This window comes from Gardnerella rara, assembly GCF_055452355.1.
This window is the reverse complement of the sequence record NZ_JBVBJP010000003.1, coordinates 166,075-191,352: the sequence shown is the minus strand read 5'-3', so window position 1 is coordinate 191,352 and position 25,278 is coordinate 166,075. Positions and strand designations below refer to the sequence as shown.

Annotated in this window: 20 protein-coding genes; 17 read left to right on the top strand and 3 right to left on the bottom strand. The window is 45.2% G+C overall.

Annotation, left to right across the window (positions count from 1 at the left end):
- The first annotated feature begins 122 nt into the window (after positions 1-122).
- Together dcm and ACZ0NX_RS03995 are read left to right on the top strand one after the other, a co-directional pair.
- Complete coding sequence (dcm, locus tag ACZ0NX_RS04000; RefSeq protein ID WP_464405652.1) at positions 123-1,478, top strand: DNA (cytosine-5-)-methyltransferase; 1,356 nt, start codon at positions 123-125, stop codon at positions 1,476-1,478.
- Between the two features lie 62 nt (positions 1,479-1,540).
- Complete coding sequence (locus ACZ0NX_RS03995; protein ID WP_464405650.1) at positions 1,541-2,275, top strand: PmeII family type II restriction endonuclease; 735 nt, start codon at positions 1,541-1,543, stop codon at positions 2,273-2,275.
- Positions 2,276-2,298: 23 nt separating this feature from the next.
- Here ACZ0NX_RS03995 and ACZ0NX_RS03990 read toward each other — a convergent pair whose 3' ends face one another.
- On the bottom strand, positions 2,299-3,036 hold the full coding sequence (locus tag ACZ0NX_RS03990; RefSeq protein ID WP_464405755.1) for a thiamine diphosphokinase: 738 nt from the start codon (positions 3,034-3,036) through the stop codon (positions 2,299-2,301).
- A 203-nt stretch (positions 3,037-3,239) separates the two neighbouring features.
- On the opposite strand from ACZ0NX_RS03990, the gene infC reads away from it, so the two are divergent.
- The 5 genes from infC (at position 3,240) to ACZ0NX_RS03965 (ending at position 7,440) form a co-directional block, all read left to right on the top strand.
- The gene (gene infC, locus ACZ0NX_RS03985) at positions 3,240-4,007 is read left to right on the top strand and encodes a translation initiation factor IF-3 (RefSeq protein WP_016636400.1); all 768 of its coding nucleotides are present in this window, start codon (positions 3,240-3,242) and stop codon (positions 4,005-4,007) included.
- Positions 3,988-4,182, top strand: a complete 195-nt coding sequence (gene rpmI / locus ACZ0NX_RS03980) for a 50S ribosomal protein L35 (RefSeq protein WP_004112988.1) — start codon at positions 3,988-3,990, stop codon at positions 4,180-4,182. Before infC ends, rpmI begins: the two co-directional genes overlap by 20 nt.
- A gap of 53 nt (positions 4,183-4,235) precedes the next feature.
- The gene (gene rplT / locus ACZ0NX_RS03975; protein WP_004114536.1) at positions 4,236-4,619 is read left to right on the top strand and encodes a 50S ribosomal protein L20; all 384 of its coding nucleotides are present in this window, start codon (positions 4,236-4,238) and stop codon (positions 4,617-4,619) included.
- 247 nt (positions 4,620-4,866) lie between these two features.
- Positions 4,867-6,279, top strand: a complete 1,413-nt coding sequence (gene glmM, locus ACZ0NX_RS03970) for a phosphoglucosamine mutase (protein ID WP_060787178.1) — start codon at positions 4,867-4,869, stop codon at positions 6,277-6,279.
- 507 nt (positions 6,280-6,786) lie between these two features.
- Complete coding sequence (locus ACZ0NX_RS03965; protein WP_004130015.1) at positions 6,787-7,440, top strand: peptide deformylase; 654 nt, start codon at positions 6,787-6,789, stop codon at positions 7,438-7,440.
- Between the two features lie 69 nt (positions 7,441-7,509).
- On the opposite strand, the gene glnA is transcribed toward ACZ0NX_RS03965, so the two are convergent.
- Complete coding sequence (gene glnA, locus ACZ0NX_RS03960; protein WP_060787177.1) at positions 7,510-8,946, bottom strand: type I glutamate--ammonia ligase; 1,437 nt, start codon at positions 8,944-8,946, stop codon at positions 7,510-7,512.
- Between the two features lie 144 nt (positions 8,947-9,090).
- Between glnA and ACZ0NX_RS03955 the strand changes: the two genes are divergently transcribed.
- The 5 genes from ACZ0NX_RS03955 to ACZ0NX_RS03935 all read left to right on the top strand — a co-directional run bounded on the left by ACZ0NX_RS03955 (position 9,091) and on the right by ACZ0NX_RS03935 (position 16,560).
- Entirely contained in the window at positions 9,091-10,578 is a 1,488-nt protein-coding gene (locus tag ACZ0NX_RS03955; RefSeq protein ID WP_464405648.1) for an AI-2E family transporter, read from the top strand.
- Positions 10,575-11,801: a glycosyltransferase family 2 protein gene (locus ACZ0NX_RS03950; protein WP_060787176.1), complete on the top strand. Its 1,227-nt coding sequence runs from the start codon at positions 10,575-10,577 to the stop codon at positions 11,799-11,801. The genes ACZ0NX_RS03955 and ACZ0NX_RS03950 overlap by 4 nt, the downstream gene beginning before the upstream one ends.
- A 407-nt stretch (positions 11,802-12,208) precedes the next feature.
- On the top strand, positions 12,209-13,072 hold the full coding sequence (locus ACZ0NX_RS03945; RefSeq protein WP_060787175.1) for an ABC transporter ATP-binding protein: 864 nt from the start codon (positions 12,209-12,211) through the stop codon (positions 13,070-13,072).
- Positions 13,073-13,092: 20 nt separating this feature from the next.
- A complete protein-coding gene (locus ACZ0NX_RS03940) occupies positions 13,093-14,745 on the top strand; it encodes a hypothetical protein (RefSeq protein WP_464405645.1) in 1,653 nt (550 codons plus the stop codon).
- A gap of 162 nt (positions 14,746-14,907) precedes the next feature.
- Positions 14,908-16,560, top strand: coding sequence for a D-alanyl-D-alanine carboxypeptidase/D-alanyl-D-alanine-endopeptidase (locus tag ACZ0NX_RS03935; RefSeq protein WP_464405643.1), 1,653 nt, complete (start codon positions 14,908-14,910; stop codon positions 16,558-16,560).
- A 164-nt stretch (positions 16,561-16,724) separates the two neighbouring features.
- On the opposite strand, the gene tilS is transcribed toward ACZ0NX_RS03935, so the two are convergent.
- Positions 16,725-17,795 (bottom strand): tRNA lysidine(34) synthetase TilS, encoded by a 1,071-nt coding sequence (tilS, locus tag ACZ0NX_RS03930; protein ID WP_464405641.1) that lies wholly within the window; start codon positions 17,793-17,795, stop codon positions 16,725-16,727.
- 69 nt (positions 17,796-17,864) lie between these two features.
- Between tilS and hpt the strand changes: the two genes are divergently transcribed.
- The 5 genes from hpt to ACZ0NX_RS03905 all read left to right on the top strand — a co-directional run bounded on the left by hpt (position 17,865) and on the right by ACZ0NX_RS03905 (position 24,916).
- Positions 17,865-18,419 carry a hypoxanthine phosphoribosyltransferase gene (gene hpt / locus ACZ0NX_RS03925; protein WP_016636126.1) on the top strand — a complete coding sequence of 185 codons (555 nt, stop codon included), beginning with the start codon at positions 17,865-17,867 and terminating at the stop codon, positions 18,417-18,419.
- Positions 18,420-18,615: 196 nt separating this feature from the next.
- Positions 18,616-21,456, top strand: a complete 2,841-nt coding sequence (ftsH, locus tag ACZ0NX_RS03920) for an ATP-dependent zinc metalloprotease FtsH (RefSeq protein ID WP_464405639.1) — start codon at positions 18,616-18,618, stop codon at positions 21,454-21,456.
- On the top strand, positions 21,456-21,965 hold the full coding sequence (locus tag ACZ0NX_RS03915) for a DUF3180 domain-containing protein (protein ID WP_464405637.1): 510 nt from the start codon (positions 21,456-21,458) through the stop codon (positions 21,963-21,965). The genes ftsH and ACZ0NX_RS03915 overlap by 1 nt, the downstream gene beginning before the upstream one ends.
- A 33-nt stretch (positions 21,966-21,998) precedes the next feature.
- Positions 21,999-23,675 (top strand): energy-dependent translational throttle protein EttA, encoded by a 1,677-nt coding sequence (gene ettA, locus ACZ0NX_RS03910; RefSeq protein ID WP_415689419.1) that lies wholly within the window; start codon positions 21,999-22,001, stop codon positions 23,673-23,675.
- A 242-nt stretch (positions 23,676-23,917) separates the two neighbouring features.
- Positions 23,918-24,916 carry a lipid II:glycine glycyltransferase FemX gene (locus tag ACZ0NX_RS03905; protein WP_464405635.1) on the top strand — a complete coding sequence of 333 codons (999 nt, stop codon included), beginning with the start codon at positions 23,918-23,920 and terminating at the stop codon, positions 24,914-24,916.
- Positions 24,917-25,278 lie beyond the last annotated feature (362 nt).

Genomic DNA, 25,278 nt, shown 5'->3' with positions numbered 1-25,278 from the left:
TCTTTGCTGCCTTTTTGTGTTTCTAAACTACTTATGTGTGTCTAACTATGTGTATTTCGTATTTTATAGAATCATAACCATTGCATATGCAAAGGTTACAAGAATTGTGATATGCTGTTTTTATGAAGAAAAGTACGCAAGTTTTAGAAGGTCTAGAGCATAAAGCTAAAGTCACTGCCAATACTATCCCTAGCAAAGATTCAAATGTAACCGCTGGGCAAGCATCGCGTATTATCGGAGTTTCTATAGATACTATACGACGTTGGGCAAAATTGGGGCTTTTAATATGTGTTAGGGATTCAAACAACAAACGACTTTTCAAAATTTCAGATTTGGAACGTATTAAAAATCGTTACGAAAATCATGCTGAAAATAAAAAATCGCATTTTTTTGTGTTAAAAAACAATAAAACTCAGTTTACATCAATTGAATTATTTGCTGGCGCTGGTGGAACTGCACTCGGAATGAGTAATGCTGGTTTTAATCATTTAATGTTAAATGAGGTAGACAAATATGCGTGTGCGACTTTGCGCCAAAATAAGCCTGAATGGAATGTTGTAGAAGACGATATTCACAATATTGATTTTTCTAAATACAGCGGCAAAGTTGACTTGTTGCAAGGTGGTGTTCCTTGCCAAGCGTTTTCGTATGCAGGTTTATCTAAAGGATTTGAAGATTCAAGAGGAACACTTTTCTTTGAGTTTGCGCGGGCTATTAAACAAGTTAAGCCAAAAGTATTGATGATGGAAAATGTTCGAGGATTGCTTACTCACGATTCTGGAAAAACCATTATGGTTATGCTAAATACTTTGGATAGCTTGGGCTATAAAGTTGCTTTAAAAGTTTTGCGTGCTCAATTCCTTGACGTTGCTCAAAAGCGCGAACGATTAGTCATAATCGGAGTTAGAAAAGATTTAGATATTCCGATTTTATTCCCTAAAGAAAACAGTGATGTTCTTACATTATGGGATGCAATAGGAGAGTGCCCAAAATCCGAGGGTGCAACGTATCCAGAAAGCAAGAAGAAGGTTTTAGACCTAGTACCTCCTGGAGGCTATTGGCGTGATCTTCCTTTGGATGTTCAAAAAGATTACATGAAGGGTTCGTTCAATTTGCCAGGCGGAAAAACTGGGATGGCAAGGCGACTTTCTTGGAATGAGCCGTCACTAACTCTCACATGTTCTCCAGCACAAAGACAAACAGAAAGATGTCATCCAGCAGAAACTCGACCATTAACGGTAAGAGAATATGCTCGCATTCAATCTTTTCCAGATAGTTGGAAATTTGAAGGTAGTATGGCAAGCAAATATAAGCAGATAGGCAATGCTGTTCCTTGCAATCTTGCTTATCATGTTGGTAGAGCAATAATCGCTATGCTAAGTGGCGAAAATAGAGAGTTGTTTAGAGATATTAAGCCTGTTGATTTATCGAATATAACTGCCGATGAATTAAAATCTCAGGCCTTATCTATGTTATAATTTTCTAATACAAAATTCGATTTGTTAGTCTGTTTGTTTTAGTAATAGTCAAGGGAGATTTTATGTTTTCAGATATTGAAAGAGAGAATATTTTAAGCCAGATTTCATCTTTTTTTGATAAGCAAGTAATAGAAAATCATGTAAAAAACACCGAAAAACTTGTTGATATAAAGAAAATCAGCTTTAATCCATTCTTAATAGCATATCTTTCTAGATTTGCTTTTGGTGATGCCTCGCCGCGTTCAATTGCTAAGGCAATTTTATATCCTAGAGTTCTTGGAACTTCTATTTCTACATCTTTTGGTTCTGCAATCCAAAAGTTAAGTTCTCAAGTTTTGAGTGGATTTGCGTCTACAACATCTGGAATAGATATTGAATATAAAGATAGTTTTACAAATCGTCATATTTATTGTCAGTTAAAATCTGGTCCAGAAACAATCAATAAAGATGATGTAAAAACAATATGCGACCATTTTAAAGATTTAGCAAGATTGGCTAAAACAAATGGGTCTAAAGATATAAATCCATTAACTGATTGCGTAGTTGGTATTTTGTATGGTTCTAGGGAAGATTTATCGGCGAATTATAAGAGGATTGAAGCCGAAGGCTATACTGTAAAAATTGGCCAAGAATTTTGGGAATCTTTTACTGGAGATAAAGATTTTTACAACGATTTAATAAAAACTATTACAACTGTTAATAGCAATAAGATTAATCACGTTTTAGAAAATACTGTAGAAAAATTAGCCAAAAGTATATCGGAAAACAGCAGCATGATTCCTGGAATTGAGATGTAGCCCAATAAAACGTAAGTCAAAAGCTACTTTGGCGAAACGGCGAGAGCGCTCGAAACACTAGCGTTTACTTCTCCCAAATCGCCAACTGGCCGCTTAAACCAGCTAACTTGCGGCAGTGGAGCGTCTATAGGGAATGTGATTACAAGAGTGCCTTCGTGAACATCAATATGCGCAGGAGTGTTGTTTAATAGCTCGTTGCTTAGGCCTTGAACAGCATCGCCGTACATAGTTGCGTGCTGAAGTTGATATTTAAGCCCAATCTCGTTTACATCGCTAGAAACAGGCGTGTGCGAGAATACGGAAACCATGCGGCCTTCGGGGCCATTAGACGCTGGAAAGTCAAGGGAACCGTTGTGAATTGCGGTAACAATCGTGCCGTCTCCATACAAGAATCCAATTCCGCCTCTAACTGCAAGTCGAACCATAAGCTGAATATTGGAAATAGTGTGATCCACGCGGCCGCCTAAGCCGCCAAAAATATGGAATTCTCTAGAGCCTTTAGCCCAGCCAACTTTAAGAGCAGAAAGCAAATCGGGGTCGTCTTTTTCTGCGGGAAGTCGCGTAATCGCAGCGTCTGTTGGGAGTTTTAATCGCACAGAGTCAAAGTCGCCAATAAGCGCATCAACGTGCAAACCAAGCTTGCATGCATGATCCCAGCCGCCATCGGCTGCAATAGTTAAAGCGCGATCAGGAACATGTTCGCGCGTATGGTCGTAATAATCTCCAGCTGCTAAAACAACGCAGCGCTTTAAAGGCTCCATAAACATATAATATCGCGCGTGTGGAATTTAATATGTGGAATTTGATATAAAGCATTGTCAAGGCGCCAAGTATAATAGACGTTTGGCTTGAGTAATCAAGAAAGTGGTATATCCCACCTGGAAGCCTAAAGGGTTTCGGGTTCATGACTTCGGTCACGTAGCAATATGCTTGCTACAGCGCTGTTCTTAAGCGCATTTGATTGATGTTTGAACTTGAATTTATCTTTGACCTTTTGGTGCGCTGTTCCACTGTTTTAACAAGGATTGGAGTCATCATTAGCGACGAACCACGCATTAACGAAGAGATTCGCGTCTCCCAAGTGCGCCTTATCGGTCCGAAAGGCGAGCAAGTGGGGGTTATTGCAACCTCGGTAGCGTTGAACCTTGCAAAGGAAGCGAACCTCGATCTTGTAGAGGTGGCACCTACTGCTAAGCCTCCTGTAGCCAAGCTTATTGACTACGGTAAGTACAAGTACAACGAGAAGATTAAGGCTCGTGAAGCGCGTCGTAATCAAAGCACAGCTGAGATTAAGGAAATTCGTTTCCGACTTAAGATTGACGATCACGATTTCGACGTTAAGAAGGGTCATGTTCTTCGATTCCTAAATGGTGGAGACAAAGTAAAAGTCACCATTATGCTGCGCGGCCGCGAACAGTCGAGGCCTGTAGGCGGAGTTGAGTTATTGCGTAGGCTTGCAGATGAGGTTTCCGAAAGTGGAACCGTGGAGTTTGCCCCTAAGCAAGAGGGTCGTAACATAATAATGACTCTCGCGCCTAAGGGTAAAAAGATTCATACTCAGTCTGAGCAGCGTCGTAGAGGCGCTGAATCGCGTGCAGAGCGTCAAGCTCGTCAGGCAGCGCGACTTGCGGCAAAGCAAGGGGCTCAGGCAGCGGCCGATGTGTCCGCAAAAGCTTCTGTAGAATCTGATCAGAATCATAAGGAGGGCAGCAATGCCGAAGATGAAAACTAATTCCGCAGCGTCCAAGCGCGTTCGCCTCACCGGCACCGGTAAGGTAATGCACGATGGAAGCGCAATGCGCCACAACTTGGAGCATAAGTCTGCTCGTAAGCGTCGTGCTTTGTCTGCAGATAAGGTTTTGGCTACAGCTCAGAGCAAGAATTTAAAGGGCTTGCTGGCTAAGTAAGTGCAGTAAAACAAAGACGCAATTAAAATTTTTAAGAAAGCTGAGGAATACTTATGGCACGAGTAAAACGCGCAGTTAATGCTCACAAGAAGCGTCGCGTTGTTCTTGATAGGGCTTCGGGTTATCGCGGCCAGCGCTCCCGCCTTTATCGCAAGGCAAAGGAACAGCTGCTTCACTCATTTACTTATAACTTCCGCGACCGCAAGGCTCGCAAGGGCGACTTCCGCAAGTTGTGGATTCAGCGTATTAACGCTGCTGTTCGCGCAGAAGGAATCACCTACAACCGCTTTATTCAGGGCTTGCGCTTAGCTGGCATCGAATTGGATCGCCGCGCTTTGGCCGAGCTTGCTGTTAGCGACGTTGAGACCTTTAAGGCAATCGTTGAAGCTGCTAAGGCTGCTTTGCCAGCAGATGTTAATGCTCCAGTAGAAGCCTGATTTTAGTTTTATCGCTTTAAATTTGATTTAGGCGATTTAATAAGCATTAAGCATTGAGCCCGTCTTTTTAGGCGGGCTTTTGTTTTTAGATTTTAGGCTTTAGATTTTAGATTTTTGTTTTTAGGCTTTTTAAGCAATCTTAATTGTTACGCGCAAGTCGTAGTTTGCTAGTGTGGCGCGTCTAGCGCATTGCAGAGTAAAATAGAAAATAGTGTGTTTTTAGAAATCTAAGCGAAAGAGGCTGATTATGCCAAATATGTTCGGTACCGATGGTGTTAGGGGATTGGCCAATCGCGATTTAACCGCGCAATTAGCGCTAGATTTAGGCGATGCTGCCGTTCGTGTTTTAGGAGAAGCAACGCATAGCAGCGAGTCAAATAGCGAAGATACAGGGAAGAAAATGCACGCTAGACGAAGGGCGCTGGTTGGTCGCGATACTCGCGTTTCTGGCGATTTTCTAGCGTCTGCTTTGGCGGCAGGCATGAGTGCAGGCGGTTTTGACGTTATAGACGCTGGCATAATCCCAACTCCTGGTGTGGCCTTTTTAACTTCTGTTCTCAACGTAGAAATGGGTGCCGTAATATCTGCCTCGCATAATCCAATGCCAGATAACGGAATCAAGTTCTTTGCGCGCGGCGGTTTTAAGCTTCCAGATAGTAAAGAAGACGAGATTGAGGCGGTTTTAGGCAAGGATTGGCAGCGTCCTACGGGAAGCGGTGTTGGGCGAATCAGCCACGATACTACTACAGCTACAAATCTTTATATTGATCATCTTGTTTCTTCTGTAGCGCCTTTAAGTAGTGAGTCTTCTACTCGCCCTAAGCCTCTTGCTGGCCTTAGAGTAGTGGCGGATTGCGCAAACGGTGCAACGTCTGTAGTAGCTCCAGAGGCATTGCGCAGGGCTGGCGCAGAAGTGATTGTTATTAACGCGTCTCCAGACGGCTACAACATTAACGATCATGCGGGTTCCACGCATCCAGAGCAGTTGCAAGCCATGGTTAAGGCGTCTAAGGCCGATTTAGGAGTGGCTTTCGACGGAGATGCGGATCGCTGCCTTGCCGTAGACGAAAATGGAAACATGGTTAATGGCGACCAAATTATGGGCATTCTTGCTCGTTCTAAGAAGGCCGAAGGCAAGCTGAATCATAATACTCTTGTTGTTACTGTAATGAGCAATCTTGGATTAAAGCTTGCGCTAAAAGACATGGGTATTTCTACCGTTCAAACAAGCGTTGGAGATCGCTACGTTCTAGAAGAGATGCTTAGAGGCGATTATTCTCTTGGCGGCGAGCAGTCTGGGCATGTGATTAATCGCGAGTTTGCAACCACGGGAGATGGCACTCTTACAGCGCTTACGTTGTGCCGAGAGGTTGTGCGCGAAGGCAAGAAGCTTTCGCAAATGGCTGCCGACTTCCCGCAACTTCCGCAATGCCTGGTAAATGTGCCGAATGTAGATAAGATGGCTGCTAAGACAAATGCTGCCGTTCTTAATGCCGTAGAAAAAGAGAGCGCGCTTTTGGGAGACACGGGTCGCGTTCTTCTTAGACCAAGCGGAACGGAGCCACTTGTGCGCGTTATGTGCGAAGCTGCAACGCAGGAGCAGGCAGATGAGGTTTGCGCGCGCCTTGCACAAGTTGTAACGGATAATCTTAAGTTGTAGTTTTCCGCGCTGTACCGCGCGAACGACATTCTCCTTATTCGGTATTGCGCGAGGTTTGAGTATTTCTCTCCTCGCAAGTGACGCGCACTTTTGCGTATAGTTTATGAATGTTAATATTCTAGGGTTTTAGGTTTTAGTACGGCGCTATTTATTGCTCGTAGAGAAATACATCAAACCTTCTGGATATCTAGGACTTTTGCGTGGCTTTCATCGCCGAGATTCTCGATTTTTCTTGCTGCTTCAGCGAATCACCATTTCATGCTGAGGTTCGCTTCATCCGCTGCGAAAAATCTCGAATCTCTACCTAGCTTGGCGTAACCTACGTAATGACACGACATGCCTTCGCGCTTTTTGTTGTTAGACACGCCGTATAGAGCTACAAAACGCGGATAATCTTGATATACTGATTCTTTTGGTATTGTTGTTGATGTACGTGTTTTATCAACAATAGTCAAAGTTAGACTTATAGAGTTAGAGTTTTGCTGAATCGCCTGGTAAAGGAGTCCTATGTTTACGCATCACGCAAGTGTCGACACTAAGCTTAGCCGCGCAGTAGAGCGCCTTTTGGATTCCGCTACAGAAGATGGCGTTTTGTCGATTGTTCAAGCAGGGGAGCCTGTTTTAAGGCAGCGCACGGTTGCTTACGATGGTCAGCTTACGCGCGCAACGCTTAACAAGCTTATTTCGCTTATGCACAGCACTATGTTAGACGCCCCAGGAGTTGGTTTGGCCGCTCCGCAAATCGGGCTTGGCTTAGCGATTGCGGTTGTAGAAGACCACGTTAGGGATGACGAAGACGACCCTAGAGATATTGCAGAATTGCCATTTAGGGCGATTATTAACCCACACTATGAGCCAATTGGCACGCAAACGCGCAGCTTCTACGAGGGCTGCTTAAGCGTTGCAGGGTATCAAGCTGTTCGTCAGCGCTGGCTAGACATTCAAGCCACTTGGCAAGACGAGGATGGAAAGCAGCATTCGCAGCGTTTGCACGGTTGGCCAGCGCGAATCTTCCAGCACGAGACAGATCATTTACGCGGTGAGCTTTACATTGATCGCGCAGAAATGCGCTCGCTTTCTAGCGACGAAAATCTTGAGGATTATTGGGCAGATGAGGCCGTCCCTGTAAACGCTGCTAGAACACTAGGCTTTGCGATTTAAAATAAAAGACGAATGCAAAATAAAATCCCCCACAAGTTTTCTTGCGGGGGATTTTATTAATCACAAATATCAGATGTGGAAGTAAAGCTCGTACTCAAGTGGCGTTGGAGCCAAACGAGCCATATCCATCTCTTCGTGCTTTAGATTAAGCCAAGTTTCAATCAAATCGCTAGTAAAAACATCTCCTTGCATAAGGAAGTCGTGATCTTCTTCCAAAGCTTGCAAAGCCTCACCAAGCGAAGAAGGAACCTGCTTAATGCCGTCGTGCTCTTCTGGAGGAAGCTCGTACAAATCCTTGTCCACAGGAGCAGGAGGCTCAATGTGGTTCATAATGCCGTCTAAGCCAGCCATAAGCTGAGCAGAGAACGCCAAGAACGGGTTGCACGAAGGATCTGGCGCGCGGAACTCAATACGCTTAGCAGCAGGAGACTCGCCAGCAAGAGGAATACGAATAGCTGCAGAACGGTTACGAGCCGAGTAAACCAAGTTGACTGGAGCCTCGTATCCTGGAACAAGGCGGTGGTAAGAGTTAAGCGAAGGATTTGTAAAAGCAAGCACAGAAGACGCGTGCTTAATCAAGCCGCCAATGTACCAGCGTGCAATATCGGAAAGCTGAGCATAACCAGTTTCCGCATAGAACAATGGCTTGCCATCCTTCCAAAGCGACTGATGGCAGTGCATGCCAGTGCCGTTATCTCCAGCAATTGGCTTTGGCATAAACGTTGCAGCCTTGCCAGCCAAAGCAGCAGTCTCGTGAACAACGTACTTGTACTTCATTAAGTCGTCGCCAGCGTGAACAAGGGTATTGTAACGGTAGTTAATCTCCTGCTGGCCTGCGCCACCAACCTCGTGGTGGGAACGCTCAAGAATCAAACCAACCTTTTGAAGATTGTAAACCATGTCGTCGCGCAAGTCTTGGTTGTGGTCAACAGGTGGAACAGGGAAGTAGCCGTGCTTTACGCGATTCTTAAAACCAATGTTGTTGCTGCCATCGTCTTCGGTGTCGATGCCAGAATTCCATGGAGCTTCGTTAGAATCCACCTCGTAGAAGGAGCGCTGCATGTCGTTTGCAAAACGCACCTTGTCGAAAATAAAGAACTCGGCTTCTGGAGCAAAGCTTGCGGTATCGGCAATGCCAGTGGACTTTAAGTAGGCTTCGGCTTTAATCGCAACTTGGCGAGGATCCCTAGAATAAGGCTCGTCTGTTACAGGATCCACAATCGAAAAAGCAACGTTCAAAGTCTTGTGCTTGCGGAATGGGTCAATGTAGGCGGTGTCTACGTCTGGAATAAGCTTCATGTCGGATTCGTTAATAGCCTGGAATCCTTGCATAGAAGAGCCGTCGAAGGCCATTCCATCCGTAAACGCGCTGTTTAAGAACTCGCTTGCAGGCACAGTAAAATGCTGCTGAACGCCAATCAAATCGGTAAATCGAACAGATACGTACTCAATGCCTTCTTGCTTAATCAAAGCCTCGGCATCTTCTTTAGTTTGCAAAGTGGTCATGCCACAATCCTTTCATGAAAATCTCAGTAAATAGTTTAGATTGTTGTATATGATTTTGGATTTCAGCGACTCGACTATCTGGTTACGATTGTGTTACACGCTTTGTTGATTGTGTTACACGCTTTGTAAAGTACAATAGAGTTTATGACGAATAAAGAAAACTACGAAAGCCGTACGGACAGCAACGGCACAAGCGCCAAAATCGACTTAGCTTCGATTTTTCCAGCTAAGGGAGATAATCGCAGGCCTCCTGATTGGCTTAGCCGCGCGCTTATGTATGCGGTAATCGCAGCGTTTGTTGCGATTTTTGTTTGGTTTGCTTGGGGAAGTATAGCTTTTATAGTTTTTGACGTTGTAATCTCCATTTTTATAGCGTTGGCAATAGAGCCGCTTGTTGTGCGCCTTATAAAACACGGTTGGAGTAGGGCTTTTGCGTCTTTGGCAAGCTTGGTTGGGCTGCTTGCGGTTATTATTTTGCTGCTTGTTCTTTTTGGCAATCTTTTTGTGCAACAGGCCGTTTCCATGGTTCTTGGTTTGCCAGATTTATACAATCAGTTTGCGCATTTTGTGTTAAATTCCACTGGATTTAAGATGCCGAATATTGAGCAGCTTGGAATGGAGATTTTGCGCAACATTCAAACATCGTGGGTTGTGGATTTTGGCGGTTTTGCACTTAACACAACCTGGGGTTTGATGGCTGCTTTGCTTGATTTGCTTACCATTCTTATGGTTACTTATTATATTTCGGCTGCAGGTCCTGCAATGCGTAGAAGTGTTTGCCGTTTGCTAAATCCTAAGTCGCAAAGGCGATTTTTGTTTATATGGTCGGTTGTTCAAGAGCAGATATCGAGCTTCTTATTCTCGCGCACAATTTTGGCTGCGATTAACGCCACGGGTACTGCGATTTTCCTAATATTTATGAAGGTTCCGTATTGGCTGCCGCTTGCGCTGTTCTGCGGAATTGTTTCGCAATTTGTGCCAACGATTGGTACGTATTTGGGCGGAGCTTTACCAATCGTGTTTGCCTGGGGATCCAACGGTTTTGCGGCGGCATTGGCTGTTCTTATTTTTGTTACCATCTATCAGCAGATTGAAAACATGGTGATTTCTCCTAAGATTTCCGAAAAAACAATGGACTTAAATCCTGCTGTAGCATTTTTGTCGGTGTTGGTAATGGGTGCTGTTTTTGGGGCGCTCGGCGCATTTTTGGCGCTTCCTGTTACCGCCAGCTTGCAGGCCATTCTTAAGGTTTGTACAAAGCAATACAAGCTTGTTGATTCTCCATTAATGAACGATCCAAAGCCTAATCGCAAGTCGATTATGGTTACAAGTGTTGAAGCGATTGGTAATAGTTTTGTAAAGCCTGTTAAAGACAAGGTTCTTCGAGTTATGAAGGGCTCGTCTTCTAGGGTCTCGATTAATGAAGATATTATGTACTGGTATAAGCAGGCCTATGTTTCTTCTAGTGATTCTGGTGCTGCTTCTAGTGATTCTGGCGAAAGTCAAAATTCTAAAGAAGATTCTGGATACATTGAAACAATGGCGATTTCGCGCGATGTTCTAGACGCGGTTAATCGCGATATTAAAAAATCGAACACAAACACAAATCCACGAAGCGGGTGGAATAAATGATTCTTTTGTCTATTTTCGACGTTTTAGTAATCATAATCGGCGTGAGCAGCGTTATTTACCAAGGCGTTTGCGCAGTTGCGTCGCTTGTTGCAAAGCCAGTGGTGTTTCCGAATGCTCCAATGGACAAGCATTACGCGGTTTTAATATCTGCACGAAACGAGGAAGCTGTAATCGGGAATCTTATAGAGTGCATACAGCATCAAACTTATAACCAACAGCTAATAGATATTTGGTTGGTGGCCGATAATTGCACGGATAGCACGGCGCAAGTTGGGCGAAAGTACGGGTGCAATGTTATAGAGCGTTTCGATAAGCAGCACATTGGCAAAGGCTACGCGCTTAGCTACCTTTTGGACCACATAATGGAGCTTGGAAAAGACGAAGATTACGACGCGTACTTTGTTTTTGACGCAGACAATAAGCTGGATTTGCACTATTTTGAAGAGATGAACAAGGGATTCCATGCTGGGTACCAGATTTTAACAAGCTACAGAAACTCCGTTAACCTATCGGATAATTGGGTGTCTTCGGGGTCGGCATTGTGGTTTATACGCGAATCGCGATTTACCAACAATTCGCGCATGCTTTTTGGCTCCAGCTGCCACGCAGGCGGAACGGGATTCATGTTTTCGCGCGAGATTATGCACAGAAATCGTGGGTGGAAGTTCCATCTGCTTACCGAAGATCTTGAGTTTACAATGGACTCGATTTTGCATGGCGACAAAGTGGGCTATTGCGGATCAGCGGTTCTTTACGACGAGCAGCCTGTATCGTTTAGGCAAAGCTGGAGGCAAAGGCTGCGCTGGAGCAAGGGCTTTTTGCAAGTGTTTAGATATTACGGGGCGGCTCTTATACGCCACGGAATTCGCGAGCGCGATTTTTCGTCGGTTGATTTTACGCTTATGCTTTGCCCGTTTATGGTGCTTGCGATTATTCGCCTTATACTCGGATTTATCTTTGCAGCATTTGGATTTGTTACGTGGGCAAGTCAGATTTATTCAACGCTTAACTTTATAACCACTACTGTTACAAGCGTTTTGGGCATGATGGTGTTTGTTTCGCTTACCATTCTTGTAGAGCACGATAAGCTTGGAGCCACCAACAAAGAGCTTTTTGCGTACGCGCTCAGCTTCCCGATTTTTATGCTTTCGTATGTACCGATTGCCTTCCAGGCTGTGTTCTCTAAGAGCGAGTGGAAGCCGATTCATCACACGGGGCGGTAAATCGGAGCGAGCGAGCGATATTTCCTTGTTTGTTGTTGCGCGAGGGCGATTTCCTTGTTTTTGTTTACTTTCTCCTGCTTTTGTTTCTTTTCTCCTGCGTTTGTTTACGAAATGGGCCGAAATGGGAACAAACGCGGGGAAGTGTGCCCGAGTTTGTTTACGAAATGGGTCAAAAAGGGAACAAACGTGGGTAAAAGGGAACAAACGCGGGTGCGCTTAGACCGCGCTAACGATACATCTCATTCAGGGCGAAAAATCTCGAATCTCTACCGCACTTAGCGTAGTTTACACAATCTCGTAGTGTGTTTATACGCAAGATGTGAGATAATGGAATCCTTGGTGTAAACGTGCGATTGCGCAATTAATGTGGCGTAAACGTGCGTTTATCTGTATGTTGTGAGGTTTTTATGGTGGATTCTGTTCCAGTCTTTGGTGCAAACGCTTATTCGAGCAATGCGAGTGATGGCAATGCAGATGTTCCAGCGGTTTCTATTCGCGGATTTGTTAAGACTTTTGGCAAGAAAGTTGCTGTAGATAATCTTTCGCTAGATATTCCAGCAGGATCCTTCTATGGATTAGTAGGCCCTAATGGTGCTGGCAAAACCACCACGATTAAGATGCTTACGGGCTTGCTTATGCCAGATGCTGGCTCGGCTTCGATTTTTGGCAACGATGTTTGGAGCGATGTAAATAGCGCTAAGCGCGCAATCGGTTTAATGCCTCAAGCAGATGAGATTTTTAAGACGATTACTGGCCTTCAGCTTTTAACATACGCTGGCATGCTTCGCGAGATGAGTCGTGCGGAATCCGTAAAGCGTGCAAACGACTTGCTTTCTGCTTTCGACTTAACAGAAGCTGCAAACACTATGGTTTCGGACTATTCAACTGGTATGACTAAGAAGATTTGCCTTGCAACAGCTATGATTCACAGCCCGCGCGTGCTTGTGTTGGACGAGCCTTTTGAGGCAGTTGACCCTGTTTCTAGCGCAAATTTGAAGGATATTCTAGCCGAGTATGTTTCCACTGGCGGAACTGTGATTATTTCTTCGCACGTTATGGAATTGGTTGAAAAAATGTGCTCGCACGTGGCGATTATTAACGAAGGTCATGTTGCAGCTTCTGGCACTCTTGAAGAAGTTGCTCAAGGCAAAGATCTTGAAGATCGCTTTATGGAGCTTGTTGGTGGACGTCATTCTGCTGCGCGCATTGATTGGCTTAATGGCGGCGAGTCTTATAACGCAACGCCAATCGCAAGCAACCACAACGCGTGAGCGAAAGGCGGTAAGTAATCATGTCTATGATTTTTACAATGGTTCGCCTTCGCTGGGCGCTTACTTTTTCTGTTATGCGAAAGTCAATTTGGCAAAAAATCGGCTTTGGTATATCAATTGTTTTTGGACTTGCGATTATATGCGCTCTTGGTTTTGCAGGCTGGGAAGCAGGAAAGTATCTTAATCCAGGAATGCTTGCAGACGCTAAAGATTGGCAGGAATTCCAATTGATTCCAATAATGATTGCGTCGATTGTGTCAATTTTTACGCTGTTTATAAACCTGTTTATGTTAGGCAGCGACACAACGCTAAAATCGCGTAGTTTTGCGCTTTACGGCATTCCTTACGTAAAGCAGCAAGCTGGCATGCTTCTTGGCTCCCTTTTTGGAGCGATTTCAATAAGCTGCACAATCGCGCTTGCTTTGTGGTCTTTAGCGTACCGAAACTTTGGAATTGTGCCGGTTTTAGTAAGCGTAATTGCAGCTCCGCTTTACGTTGCCACAATCGTGTCTTTAAGCAAAATGCTTATTGAGCTTTTGGACACTATTTTAATAAACAAGCGTTCAAGAAACATTTTTTACTTTGTTATTTTTGTGGCGTATATGCTTTTTGTTGCGTCAATGAATACGCATAGCCCCTCGTCAATTGTAATTTCGCTAGGTACAAGTTTCTGCGCTGTTTCCGCTTTTACTCCATTAAGCGCTGCTATGGCTTTGCCTCTTGACGTCATTAATGGCAATTGGCTTGCGCTTGTTATTCGCTTCCTTATTTGCGTTGTAACGATTGCTGCTTGCTTTGCAATCTCTGTATTTTGCGCAAAATTAGAGCCTAAGCTACTTCGCGGTGAGCAAAAAACAGTTGTTAAAACTAAAGGAATCGGCTTCTTTGCAGCAGTTCCAGACAACATAGTTGGTGCGATTATTGCTCGAATTGTTAGCGTTATGAGAAGAGATATGCGTCAACTGTTTTTGCTTATTGCGCCGCTTTTTATGCTGGTAGTTGCAGGAGGAACTAGTTTTAACGCTAAAGGATTTGGTTCTATAGCACAGGACATAGGTGTTTCTGGCTGGATGATATATGCTGCGACGCTTATGGGAATGGTTGTTGGAAACAATATTGCATACGATGGAACAGCTTTTACTATGCATGCGATTATTGGCGTAAAAGGTTTGCACGATCGTTTAGCGCACGCAATAGTTTGGTCCGTGATTTGCGCTGTGTACTTTGCAATTCTTGGAATAGGGGTTTACGCTTTCCTTTTCTTTGTAGCAAATGTTCAGCAAAATATGAATGCAGTTATGTTCCAAACTCTTTCTCCAATCGGAGTAGCTTTTGCGACCATAGGCATTGGCTTAATTTCTTCGTGCATTGCAATGTACCCTGTAGCGTCAATCGAAAAGCCATTTTCTAGGCCGCAAGGAAGTGCTGGCGGGCGAAGTTTTGCAGCTATCGGCTTTATGCTTCTTTCTGTAGTTTGCATGATTCCTTCGGTTGCGGCTGTGATTGCGTTTATTATTCTTGCGCCGCAACTGCTGTGGATTGCATGCATTCTGTTCGTAGTTAACGGAGCAATTGTGCTGGCTGTTGGCGTAATTATTGGTGGCAAAGTGATGGATAAGCGCATGATTCGCATTGTAGAAAACTTGCGCAGATTTGCCTCGATTACTGCTTGAGTATTAATGCGCACGTAAGAGCTGCGATTTATGTGTGCAAGCGTATAGCTTATGTAGCCTTTATGTAGTTCTTATATAATTCTTATGTAGTTCTTATATAGTCTGCATGGCTTGTATAGTTATACAGAGTTGCAATTAATCGGTAAAACAGGCGGCGTGCGCATGCAAGACGATGAAAACGTTAAGAATCCAGATAATATAATCGAGATTCCAGAAGATGCTTTTACGTCTAAAGAATCAAGAGAAAAAGCTGGATTTACGTCTAGCTTAGGCGCGCAAAAGCCGCTAAAGTCGCGTAATCGCGCTGTTGTGTGTTTAATCGCAGCTGCAAGCGTTGTCTCTTTAATGTGCGGTTATATTCTGTTTGATAGCAAAGATCTTTTGCAAAATCGCGATTTTATTCAGTCGCGAATGGCAATTAAAAACAATAAATCTTTGCAAGAGCTAAGCAGTCCAAAACCTAAGAAAATAGCGCATTACGCGTCTTTAATAAAGCAATTAGATAAAAACAAGCCAGTTGACAAAGCTGCTGCGGAAAAGGTTTTGCAAACATTCCTTGATTACCCAGCTCTTGGGCCAAATGCGGCGGCTGTTATAGCGGATGCAAACGGGAAAATTATTGCTGCCAAAAACCCAGACCTTGCTTTGCAGCCAGCGTCTACAATGAAAACGCTTACAGCACTAGCTGCATCGCATACTTTAGACATGGCTTCAACGCTAGACACGCTGGTTTATGCAAGCTGCGACGATAGTGGGAGTTTTGCGCGTTTGGTTTTGCGCGGCGGCGGAGACATGCTGCTTGGGGCTGGGCAAAGCGACCCAAACCACGTAAACGGCAGAGCGGGCTTAGAGACGCTTGCAAATAAAACGGCGGCCGCTCTTAAAAAGCGGGGCATCAAGATTGTTCAGTTTGCTGTTGACGATTCGCTGTTTGGTGCAAAAAGATACCCTGCGCTTATTAACGAGAATGATGAAGAAGGTAGATTCTACGCTCCAACTTCGTCTGTTGCAGTAGATGAGGGGCGCAACCGCGATTTTGCGGCGTGGGTTTCGTACGGAAACGACGCAGACGATACCGACGATTATCCGCTTTTAGACAGGCATCCAGCAGTTAGCGCGGGTTTGATTTTTGCAAATCTGCTGCAAAAGGCTGGCATTGATGTTCGCGCATGGAATGGTGATTCTGCAAAAATTACTAAGGCAGCTAAGGTGTCTAGCGCAGATTCCATGTATGTTAGCTACAAAAAACCGCTGATTTCCGCCGATTTTAGCCCGATTGCGCGCGTTTGTTCTGCTCCGCTAGGCGAGATAATGGCGTATATGCTTAGGCATTCCGACAATTCCCTTGCCGAAGAGTTTGGGCGCTTAACTGCGCTCGCTATGCGCAAGTCAAATTCTCCAAAGGGTGCAACTTTGGCTGTGCAAGAAGTTTTGCGCAATTTAGGTATTGATATAAACGGATTGCACATGTCGGATTGCTCGGGACTTTCACCTAAATCCTCTGTTCGCGCGGTTACTTTGATTCAGGTTCAAGCGCAGAATCTTAAGGAGGGGCTTGGAGCCGCTGCCGCAGAAGGCTTGGCTTTGCCAGGCGTTTGGTGTACTTCGGCTAGAAAGCGTCTTGCTGATAAGTCTGCTGCGGGATTAATGCGCGTTAAAACGGGGTATTTGGGCGATGTTTCGTCTATGGTTGGCAACGTTTCTAGAAAGGCGGGAGGCGCGCTAACCTTTGCGGTTGTTGTTAATCCGCCTGGAGATGTTAACTACACTTACGTTGGCGTTAATAAGATGATGGCGGAGCTGACTAATCTTTAGCCTCGTTCGCCGCGCTCACGTCTTCGCCGCGCGAATCTACTTCGATTTTCCCGATTTTGTACGTGTTTTGGGTTGAATTTGGTACAAAATGCGGAGTTGTGTTCCGTGTTTTGTACGTGTTTTGGGTGGATTTTGGTACAAAATGCGGAAAAACCGTTCGCGCGCTACGAAATCGTTATAGTCTGCGATTTTCTGCTTGCTGAATATCCTCCTGGAAGCGCAATCGGCTTTTGACCATGCCAGTTTGTTATTAACTCGTCGATTGATTCTATGTGATTTGACGAAAAGCGTATTCCCGCAGCACTTAACGCGCGAGCCACGATTCGCCGCCTAATCGAGATGTGGCTATTTGCTAGAGTCGCAAGTTTGATTTTGACTTTGCAATCCTCTTTTACAATCGCCTCTTTTTCTACAAGATTTACTTGCGAGTTTATGTAGTCTAAGTCGTCTTGAGCAAATTTCGCTCCCTTTGCAAGCAGCAAAGTCATATCTGACTCAAAAAATCGCGAAATATACGGCATAAGGGTATGCCTAACTCGCGAGCGCAGCGGGTAGGATTTTGGCAGCTCAACATCGATTGGCGATGAATCGCCGTTTGTTGGATCGTCCCACCATTCAACGCCCAAATCCTTGCAAATCTGCGTGGTTTCAAGCCGCGTAAGATTAATCAGCGGCCGCGCAAATAGCACATTCTCCCTAACCGTAACGTCTTTCATTCCAGCCACAGCCTCCAAGCCAGCCGAATCGCGCAATCCCATTAAAACCGTTTCTGCTTGGTCGTTTGCTGTGTGTGCTAAAAGAACCGCCGACGCGCGCAAGTCTTTTGCAACTTCAATAATCGCAGCGTATCTAGCATCCCTGGCTGCGCTTTCTTCTCCCTTTTCGCTGTCTTTAACTTGCACGGATTTAACGAATACAAGCGACTCGGCTACTCCAAGTTTTGCAACAGTTTTAGCAGCATTAAGCGCCACTTTGCTGGAGTCTTTTTGAAGATTATGATTTACGATTATTGCAGCGCATTGAATCCCTCTGCTTGCACACACTTTTGACGCAAGCGCCGTTAGCGCAAGTGAATCGCGACCGCCAGAGCAGGCGATTAATACGATTGGAGCGGATGGCAAAGTTGCATGCTCGCCGTGTTGCAAGAATTGCGGGTCTTGCACGCCTAACCCAATATTATTAAAGCAACGTTTTACTTGGCCGATTCCTTTGCGCCAACAAGATGAGTACACCATGCTTATAGTCTAAATCCTAATGCGTAAGTTGTAACATGTCCGTCATTCTCTTATGCAATTATAGTTAGCATGCAAGTTGCAGATATAAGAGATGATATTGATTACGAATTGATCAGCCACGAAGAGCTTATGAAGCGCATTCGTGAGGTCGCCGCTCAGGTTAGCAAAGACTACGAAAACCGCGACATTTTGCTTGTTGCTGTGCTTAAAGGCGCAGTAAACACGCTTGCTGTTTTCTCGCAGGAGCTTAGCCTTAACGCGCCGATGGACTTTATGAGTCTTTCTAGCTACGGCAGTGGCACTAAAACTAGTGGCCAGATTACGGTTCGCGAGGACTTAACTACAGATGTTCGCGGTCGAGATGTGCTGATTGTAGAAGATATTGTTGATTCTGGCAAGACTTTGGACTGGCTTGTTAGAGAGCTTAAGGGCAGGGGAGCTGCAAGTGTAAAGGTGTTTGCGCTTTTAACAAAGCCAGCTCGCCGAGAAGTGGAAGTAGATATTGCGTACACTGGTTTTGAGATTCCAGATGCGTTTGTAGTCGGTTTTGGCATGGACTACGACGAAAAGTACAGGAATCTTAATTCCATTGCGGTTCTTAAGCCTTCTGTATACGAGTCTTGATTAGCGCTCTTGATTAGCTGGCTGCAATTGAGTAATCTTGATTGATTACATGCTATTTATTTAGCGATTAATTACAGGGATTAATTCAAGCGATTAATTACAGCGATTACAGCGATTGCGCTTTGGTTGCTTGCGATTAGTGATTACGTGTTTAGACGAGTGTTGTTAGTTAGAATCCTGAAAGGAGTCTGATTGTATGGGCGCTTCTCCAATGTCGCCTCGCGGACCTATGGGTGGACCTATGAAAAGTCCTATGGGAGGAAACGGCAACAATCCGTTCTTGCCTCCTAATTTTGGAAACAATTCAAATAAGAACAAGAATAAGAACAATAACGGCAATAAGAATAACGCCGATCCAAAGGATGGCAATAATTCCGATTCTAGCCGCAAGTTCTTTAAGTCTCCTTGGACTTGGATTGTTCTTTTAGTTTTGCTTTCCGTGGCCGCATTCCAAATGTTTGTGCATAATGGTTCGCAAACAATCGACACTCAAGACGGCCTAGAGTTGCTTGATAATCGTAGCGCAAATTACGTTGAGGTTATAGACAATAAGCAGCTTGTTAAGCTTACTCTAAACAATAAATACGTTAAGTTAGATAAGCGCGATAAGCAAAAGCACGATTACGGAAAAGACGTTCAGTTCTACTACACGATTGCTCAAAGCAAGACAGTTGTGCAAAAGATTCAAAAGGCTAAGCCAGCAAACGGTTGGACTGTTAGCATACAAACTTCTAGCATTTTCTCGTACTTGATTACGTCTATGCTGCCGATTTTGATTCTGCTTGGACTTGTTTGGTTTATGTTTGGCAAGATGGCAAGCGCAGGCGGCGGAATGCTTGGCATGGGTGGCGGCCGCGGTCGTGGAAAGCTTTTGGAAGGCCAGACGCCTAAGACTAAGTTCTCCGATGTTGCAGGCGAGCAGTCTGCTGTAGAAGAAGTTGAGGAGATTAAGGAATTCCTTAAGGATCCTTCTCGCTACAAGGCTTTGGGTGCGCGCATTCCGCGTGGCGTGTTGCTTTACGGCCCTCCAGGAACTGGTAAAACCCTTCTTGCGCGTGCAATTGCAGGCGAAGCTGGCGTTCCGTTCTACGCCATGGCTGGATCGGACTTTGTTGAGATGTTTGTTGGCCTTGGCGCATCTCGCGTACGCGAGCTGTTTGACGAGGCTAAAAAGAACGCTCCAGCAATCATCTTTATTGACGAGATTGACGCTGTTGGACGCCGCCGCGGAAGTGGCATGACAGGCGGCCACGATGAGCGTGAGCAAACACTTAATCAGCTGCTTGTAGAGATGGATGGCTTCGATAACGACACTAATTTGATTATTATTGCCGCCACAAACCGCCCAGACGTGCTTGATTCTGCGCTTTTGCGCCCAGGCCGATTCGATCGCCAGGTGGCTGTAGAAGCCCCAGATTTGGAAGGTCGCGAGGCGATTCTTAAGGTTCACGCTAAAGGCAAGCCTTTTGTTCCAGACGTGGATCTTCATATGGTTGCTGTTAGAACTCCTGGATTTACGGGCGCGGATTTGGCTAATGTGCTTAACGAAGCGGCTTTGCTTTGCGCTCGCTCTGGCGCTCAGCTTATCGATAATCGCGCTATTGACGAGGCGATTGACCGCGTTCAGGCTGGTCCTAGAAAGAAGTCTAAGGGCATGGCTTTGGACGAGTTGCGCAACACGGCTTATCACGAAGGTGGTCACGCGCTTGTTGCTGCTGCTTTGCACCACACGGATCCTGTTACTAAGGTTACGATTTTGCCTCGCGGCCGCGCTCTTGGATACACGGCGGTTATGCCAACTAGCGACCGCTATTCTCAGTCGCGAAATCAGCTGCTAGATCAAATGGCGTATGCTATGGGCGGCCGTACTGCGGAAGAGGTTGTGTTCCATGATCCAACTACTGGCGCTTCTAACGACATTGAAAAGGCTACAGCAATCGCTCGCAAGATGGTTGTTGAATATGGCTTCTCGTCTAAGCTTGGCGCTGTAAAGTGGATGGATGCGGATCAGGATTCTTCTGGTTCTTTGGATTCTTTGCAATCGCGTAAGTTCTCTAATAAGACTGCGGAAGTGATTGACGAAGAAGTTCACAAGCTTATTGAAACGGCTCATACCGAGGCTTGGCAGATTATTAACAATAATCGCGATATTTTGGATGAGCTTGTTAGCAAGCTGCTGGTTAAGGAGACGCTTAACGAGAAGGAGCTTGAGCAGATCTTCTCTAAGATTCGTAAGGCGCCAGAGCGCGATTTGTGGCTTTCTAATGCGGATCGCCCAGATTCGCCAATCCCTCCTGTAGAGATTCCAGAAAGCTTAAAGAGGAATGTTGCAGGTGCGAGTTTAGAGAAGAGCGATAAGGATTTGGATTCTAATGCTTCTAAGGCGGATGCTGCAGCGGATTCTGCAGCGCAAAAGTCGCAAGCAACCGCAGAAGTGCAAGCAACCGCAGAAGTGCAAGAATCGCACGAGTCTTCCTATAACTCAAATACTACAAATCCTACAAATGCCCTAAATAGTCCAATGCAAACAACCGCAGTGGTTTCTATGCAAGGCAAAAAGAGCGATTCCACAATGCACGCAATGCTAAACGTGTTAAGCGGCCTTGAGCTTAAGGATTCGCGTAGCGTAACTCAAGTTGAAGGCGTTTCGGCGCTTTACCAGGCAAGCAATGCAAACGGTGAAGATTTTTGCGCGGTTGTAGTGGCGTCTACAACAATGAGCAATCAGGAATTTGCGCAAAGAATCGAGCAAATGCAACGCGATCAAATTGATGGCGATTCTGGCGATTCTGGCAACTCTTTGGATTTGCGCTTAAACGTTGTTGGAACAAGAGAATACGGCTTAGATAGCGCGGCTACAAAGTCAATGGATTCCAGCAATCCTTTGCACCTAAGCGCAGCGCAGTTGGAGCCGTGGATGCAAGTTGAGCCAGACGCTGCAATTGATGGCGAGCCAGTCTCTTACAAACTTGCGCTTTTGCAGGATGCTTCGCAAGTTGGCGTTTATTCTGAGCGCTGGATTATTGGGGAGTGCTGATGAAAGCTTACCGTACGCCTTGGTGGTATTTTGCGCTTGGACTATTGTTCGGATTTGTATTCGGCGCGTTTTTGGTCTCGATTACAGAATCTAGTGCAATATCGCTTTCGGGCGCTCCTTGGATTGTTTTGGCCGTTATGATAATCGGCGGAATAGTCACGTTTGTTCTTGCTTGGCAAACGCATCAGTACGCCACTTCTAAGCCAAAAGAGCGCAAGCCTTTTAACATGCAAATGGCAGTTTCGGCGTTAATGCTTGCAAAATCGCTTGGAATGGCTGGTGCTATTTTAACGGGCTGGTATGCAGGTCAGATTTTTGTTTGCTGGCCGCACGCGGATATTCCGCTTTATTCCAACGTTATTCGCGAATGTGTTATTGCTGGAATCGTGTGCATTATAGACATGATTATTGGCATTGTTGGCGAATGGATGTGTCAGATTCCTCCAGAAGATGGAGCGGATGCGGATAGCGAGTCTGCAGATCGAGCGCAGCAGGCGGCGGCGGTTTAATAGAGTTTTAACAATTTTAAGAAAGGTACTACTTTGGCTGAATTTATTTACCAAATGATTAAGGCACGCAAGTCTTACGGAGATCGCGTAATTCTAGACGACGTTACCTTAAGCTTCTTGCCAGGCGCAAAAATCGGCGTTGTTGGGCCTAACGGCATGGGTAAATCAACGTTGCTAAAGATTATGGCTGGATTGGAAAATGTTTCTAACGGCGAAGCTTCGATTACTCCAGGCTACACCGTTGGCATTTTGCAGCAGGAGCCGCCGCTGGACGAGACTAAAACCGTTGGCGAAAACATTAAGATGGCTTTTGGTGATATTGCTCAAAAGGTTGATCGATTCAACAAAATCGGCGAAGAGATGGCAAATCCAGATGCCGACTTTGATGCATTGATGGAAGAAATGGGCAAGCTGCAAACTCAGATTGATGCGGCTAACGGCTGGGATTTGGATTCGCAGCTTGAGCAGGCAATGGACGCTTTGCAATGCCCAGACCCAGATTCGCCTGTTTCTGTGTGCTCTGGTGGCGAAAGGCGACGAGTGGCACTGTGCAAGCTTTTGCTTGAAGCCCCAGATTTGCTGTTGCTGGACGAGCCTACAAACCACTTGGATGCGGAGTCGATTCTTTGGCTGGAACAGTTCTTGCACAAGTACGAAGGCGCCGTTATTGCTGTAACGCACGATCGTTACTTTATGGATAATGTTGCAGAGTGGATTTGCGAGGTGGATCGCGGCCAGCTTTACCCATACAAGGGCAATTACACCACTTACTTGGAAACCAAGGCCAAGCGTATGGAGATTCAGGGCGCTAAGGACGCAAAGCTTGCTAAGCGCTTAAAGAATGAGCTTGACTGGGTGCGTAGCTCGCCAAAGGCTCGTCAGGCCAAGAATAAGGCTCGTTTGGAGCGTTACGACCAGATGGAGCAAGAGGCACGCAATTCCAAGAAGCTTGATTTTTCGGAGATTCAAATTCCAGCAGGTCCACGCTTGGGATCGCAAGTTTTGGAAGCGAAGCATATTCACAAGGCTTTTGGCGACCGCGTGTTAATCGACGACTTGTCGTTTACGTTGCCTCGTAACGGCATTGTTGGCGTGATTGGCCCGAATGGTGTTGGTAAATCTACGCTTTTCAAGACGATTGTGGGCTTGGAGCCACTTTCTGGCGGCGAGCTTACTGTTGGAGACACTGTAAAGATTTCGTACGTAGATCAGAATCGCGCAGGCTTGGATCCAAATAAGAACTTGTGGGAAGCTGTTTCGGGAGGCCTTGATTTTATTGAGGTTGCAGGCGTTGAGATTCCTACTCGCGCATACGTTGCAAGCTTTGGTTTTAAGGGTTCGGATCAGCAAAAGCTTACGGGCGTGCTTTCTGGCGGCGAGCGTAACCGCTTGAATTTGGCTTTGACTCTTAAGCAGGGCGGCAACTTGCTTCTGCTTGATGAGCCTACTAACGATTTAGATGTTGAAACTCTTGAAAGCTTAGAGAACGCTTTGCTTGACTTCCCAGGATGCGCTGTGGTTGTTTCGCACGATCGCTGGTTCTTAGACCGCGTTGCAACGCATATTCTTGCTTGGGAGGGCACAGACGAGAATCCTGCAAATTGGTACTGGTTTGAAGGAAACTTCCAGGCGTACGAAGAAAACAAGATTGCGCGCCTTGGTGAGGAAGCTGCTCGTCCGCATCGCTTGCATAGAAAGCTTACGCGCTAATCGCAAGCTGTTGCGGCTGGCTGATGGCGGCTGGCGACTAATCGCAAGTTGTTAGTCGTTAGTCGCTAGTTGTTAGTCGCTAGTCGATAGTTGTTAGTCGCTAGTCGCAAGCTGCAAGCACAAGTTGCAAGCTGTTGTTGCGGCAAGTCGCAAATAGCCTAAATCACCTTGTAAAACGCTAAAGCAAATATCTTAAACGGTAGTCGCGCTAAAATCGTGTATTGAGCAAAAAAGGAGTGCAAATGCCAATACTAGATAAAAATGATTCTGCTAAAGTTAAAGAATACGAGGACTTTGTAAAAAATTCACAATATGCGCACGCAATGCAAGATATGAATTGGGCGAAAGTCAAAAATAATTGGATTAGCGAATACGTTTATCTGGAAGACAATGGCAAAATTTGTGCTGCAATGTCTGTTTTAGGAATTAAAGCAATAGACGATAAGATGTTCCTTTACGCTCCTAGAGGACCAGTTTGCGACTTTTACAACGTTGAAACTACTAAAAAGCTAATCAACGAAGCAAAGCCACTTTTTGAAAAGTACAATGCATTTTTGCTTAGATTGGATCCTTGCGTTCAAAATGATCAAGATCTTGTAAAAAAGTACAGAGATCAAGGCTTTACTTTTAGAAGCGATGGCGAAAATATTCACTCGTTCTCGAATCCACGTTACGAGATTATGCTGACTGTTGAAGGAAAGTCTGAAGAAGATTTGATGGCTGGCTTTAGTTCAATGACAAGAAGGCATATTAGGGCCGCCATTAAAGCAGGTGTTTCTACAAGGTGGAGCAGAAGCAAAGAAGATTTAGACACTTTTTATGCTCTTACAGAAATTATGGCAAATAGGCATGGTATAACATATAGGCCTAAGGAATATTTTGAGCGTTTGTTAGACGCTTTCCCTCAAATTGAGATTTGCACTTGCGAGTATGAGGGCGAGCCTATTGCAAGCATGATTGCTTTTCCGTATAAAGACACTTTGTGGTACATTTACGGCGCAACTCAGACTATGCGCGGAAAGATTAGCCCAGGCTATATTTGCATTTGGAATTTGATTCAGTTTGCTAAAAAGCTTGATTTAAAGAAATTTAATATGGGCGGCACTTACTCACTAAATATGGACGATGGTCTTTACTTCTTTAAGTATGGATTCTGCAAGGCGGATGAGCCATGCGTTTGGATTGGTGATTTAGACGTTGTTGTTGACCAAGACGCGTACAAGAAGTTTGTTGGCAGGTGAGCTGATTTGCCAGAGACTAAAGCTGATGCTTCTAAGAGTGAGGCTGATGGCGCATCCGCTAGGTCGGAGTAATATTTAGCTCTAATAACGCTTTTGCGACTAGTTGCATGTTTTTGTGGCTAGTCGCTTTTGTTTTACGTGTTTGCGCGACGACCTGCCTTTTCGCTTAAAGCGTAGCGCGCGGGTGGCGTTCTTGCTTTTGTTTCTTTTTTCCTGCGTTTGTTTCCAAAATCGACCAAAATGGGAACAAACGCGGGCAAATGGGAACAAACGCGGGGAGATCGTTCGCACGGATTGAGTGTGTAAATCACATAAAATTCATCATACGAATTAATCTTAAATTGTATAAAACAATGAGTAAA

Coding starts and splice junctions, on each gene's coding strand:
- ACZ0NX_RS03935 (WP_464405643.1), top strand. CDS start 14,908: ATGCAAGACGATGAAAACGTTAAGAATCCAGATAATATAATCGAGATT.
- ACZ0NX_RS03940 (WP_464405645.1), top strand. CDS start 13,093: ATGTCTATGATTTTTACAATGGTTCGCCTTCGCTGGGCGCTTACTTTT.
- ACZ0NX_RS03990 (WP_464405755.1), bottom strand. CDS start 3,036: ATGGAGCCTTTAAAGCGCTGCGTTGTTTTAGCAGCTGGAGATTATTAC.
- tilS (WP_464405641.1), bottom strand. CDS start 17,795: ATGGTGTACTCATCTTGTTGGCGCAAAGGAATCGGCCAAGTAAAACGT.
- hpt (WP_016636126.1), top strand. CDS start 17,865: ATGCAAGTTGCAGATATAAGAGATGATATTGATTACGAATTGATCAGC.
- rpmI (WP_004112988.1), top strand. CDS start 3,988: ATGCCGAAGATGAAAACTAATTCCGCAGCGTCCAAGCGCGTTCGCCTC.
- ACZ0NX_RS03915 (WP_464405637.1), top strand. CDS start 21,456: ATGAAAGCTTACCGTACGCCTTGGTGGTATTTTGCGCTTGGACTATTG.
- dcm (WP_464405652.1), top strand. CDS start 123: ATGAAGAAAAGTACGCAAGTTTTAGAAGGTCTAGAGCATAAAGCTAAA.
- infC (WP_016636400.1), top strand. CDS start 3,240: ATGTTTGAACTTGAATTTATCTTTGACCTTTTGGTGCGCTGTTCCACT.
- ACZ0NX_RS03965 (WP_004130015.1), top strand. CDS start 6,787: ATGTTTACGCATCACGCAAGTGTCGACACTAAGCTTAGCCGCGCAGTA.
- ftsH (WP_464405639.1), top strand. CDS start 18,616: ATGGGCGCTTCTCCAATGTCGCCTCGCGGACCTATGGGTGGACCTATG.
- glnA (WP_060787177.1), bottom strand. CDS start 8,946: ATGACCACTTTGCAAACTAAAGAAGATGCCGAGGCTTTGATTAAGCAA.
- ACZ0NX_RS03955 (WP_464405648.1), top strand. CDS start 9,091: ATGACGAATAAAGAAAACTACGAAAGCCGTACGGACAGCAACGGCACA.
- rplT (WP_004114536.1), top strand. CDS start 4,236: ATGGCACGAGTAAAACGCGCAGTTAATGCTCACAAGAAGCGTCGCGTT.
- glmM (WP_060787178.1), top strand. CDS start 4,867: ATGCCAAATATGTTCGGTACCGATGGTGTTAGGGGATTGGCCAATCGC.
- ACZ0NX_RS03995 (WP_464405650.1), top strand. CDS start 1,541: ATGTTTTCAGATATTGAAAGAGAGAATATTTTAAGCCAGATTTCATCT.
- ACZ0NX_RS03950 (WP_060787176.1), top strand. CDS start 10,575: ATGATTCTTTTGTCTATTTTCGACGTTTTAGTAATCATAATCGGCGTG.
- ACZ0NX_RS03945 (WP_060787175.1), top strand. CDS start 12,209: ATGGTGGATTCTGTTCCAGTCTTTGGTGCAAACGCTTATTCGAGCAAT.
- ACZ0NX_RS03905 (WP_464405635.1), top strand. CDS start 23,918: ATGCCAATACTAGATAAAAATGATTCTGCTAAAGTTAAAGAATACGAG.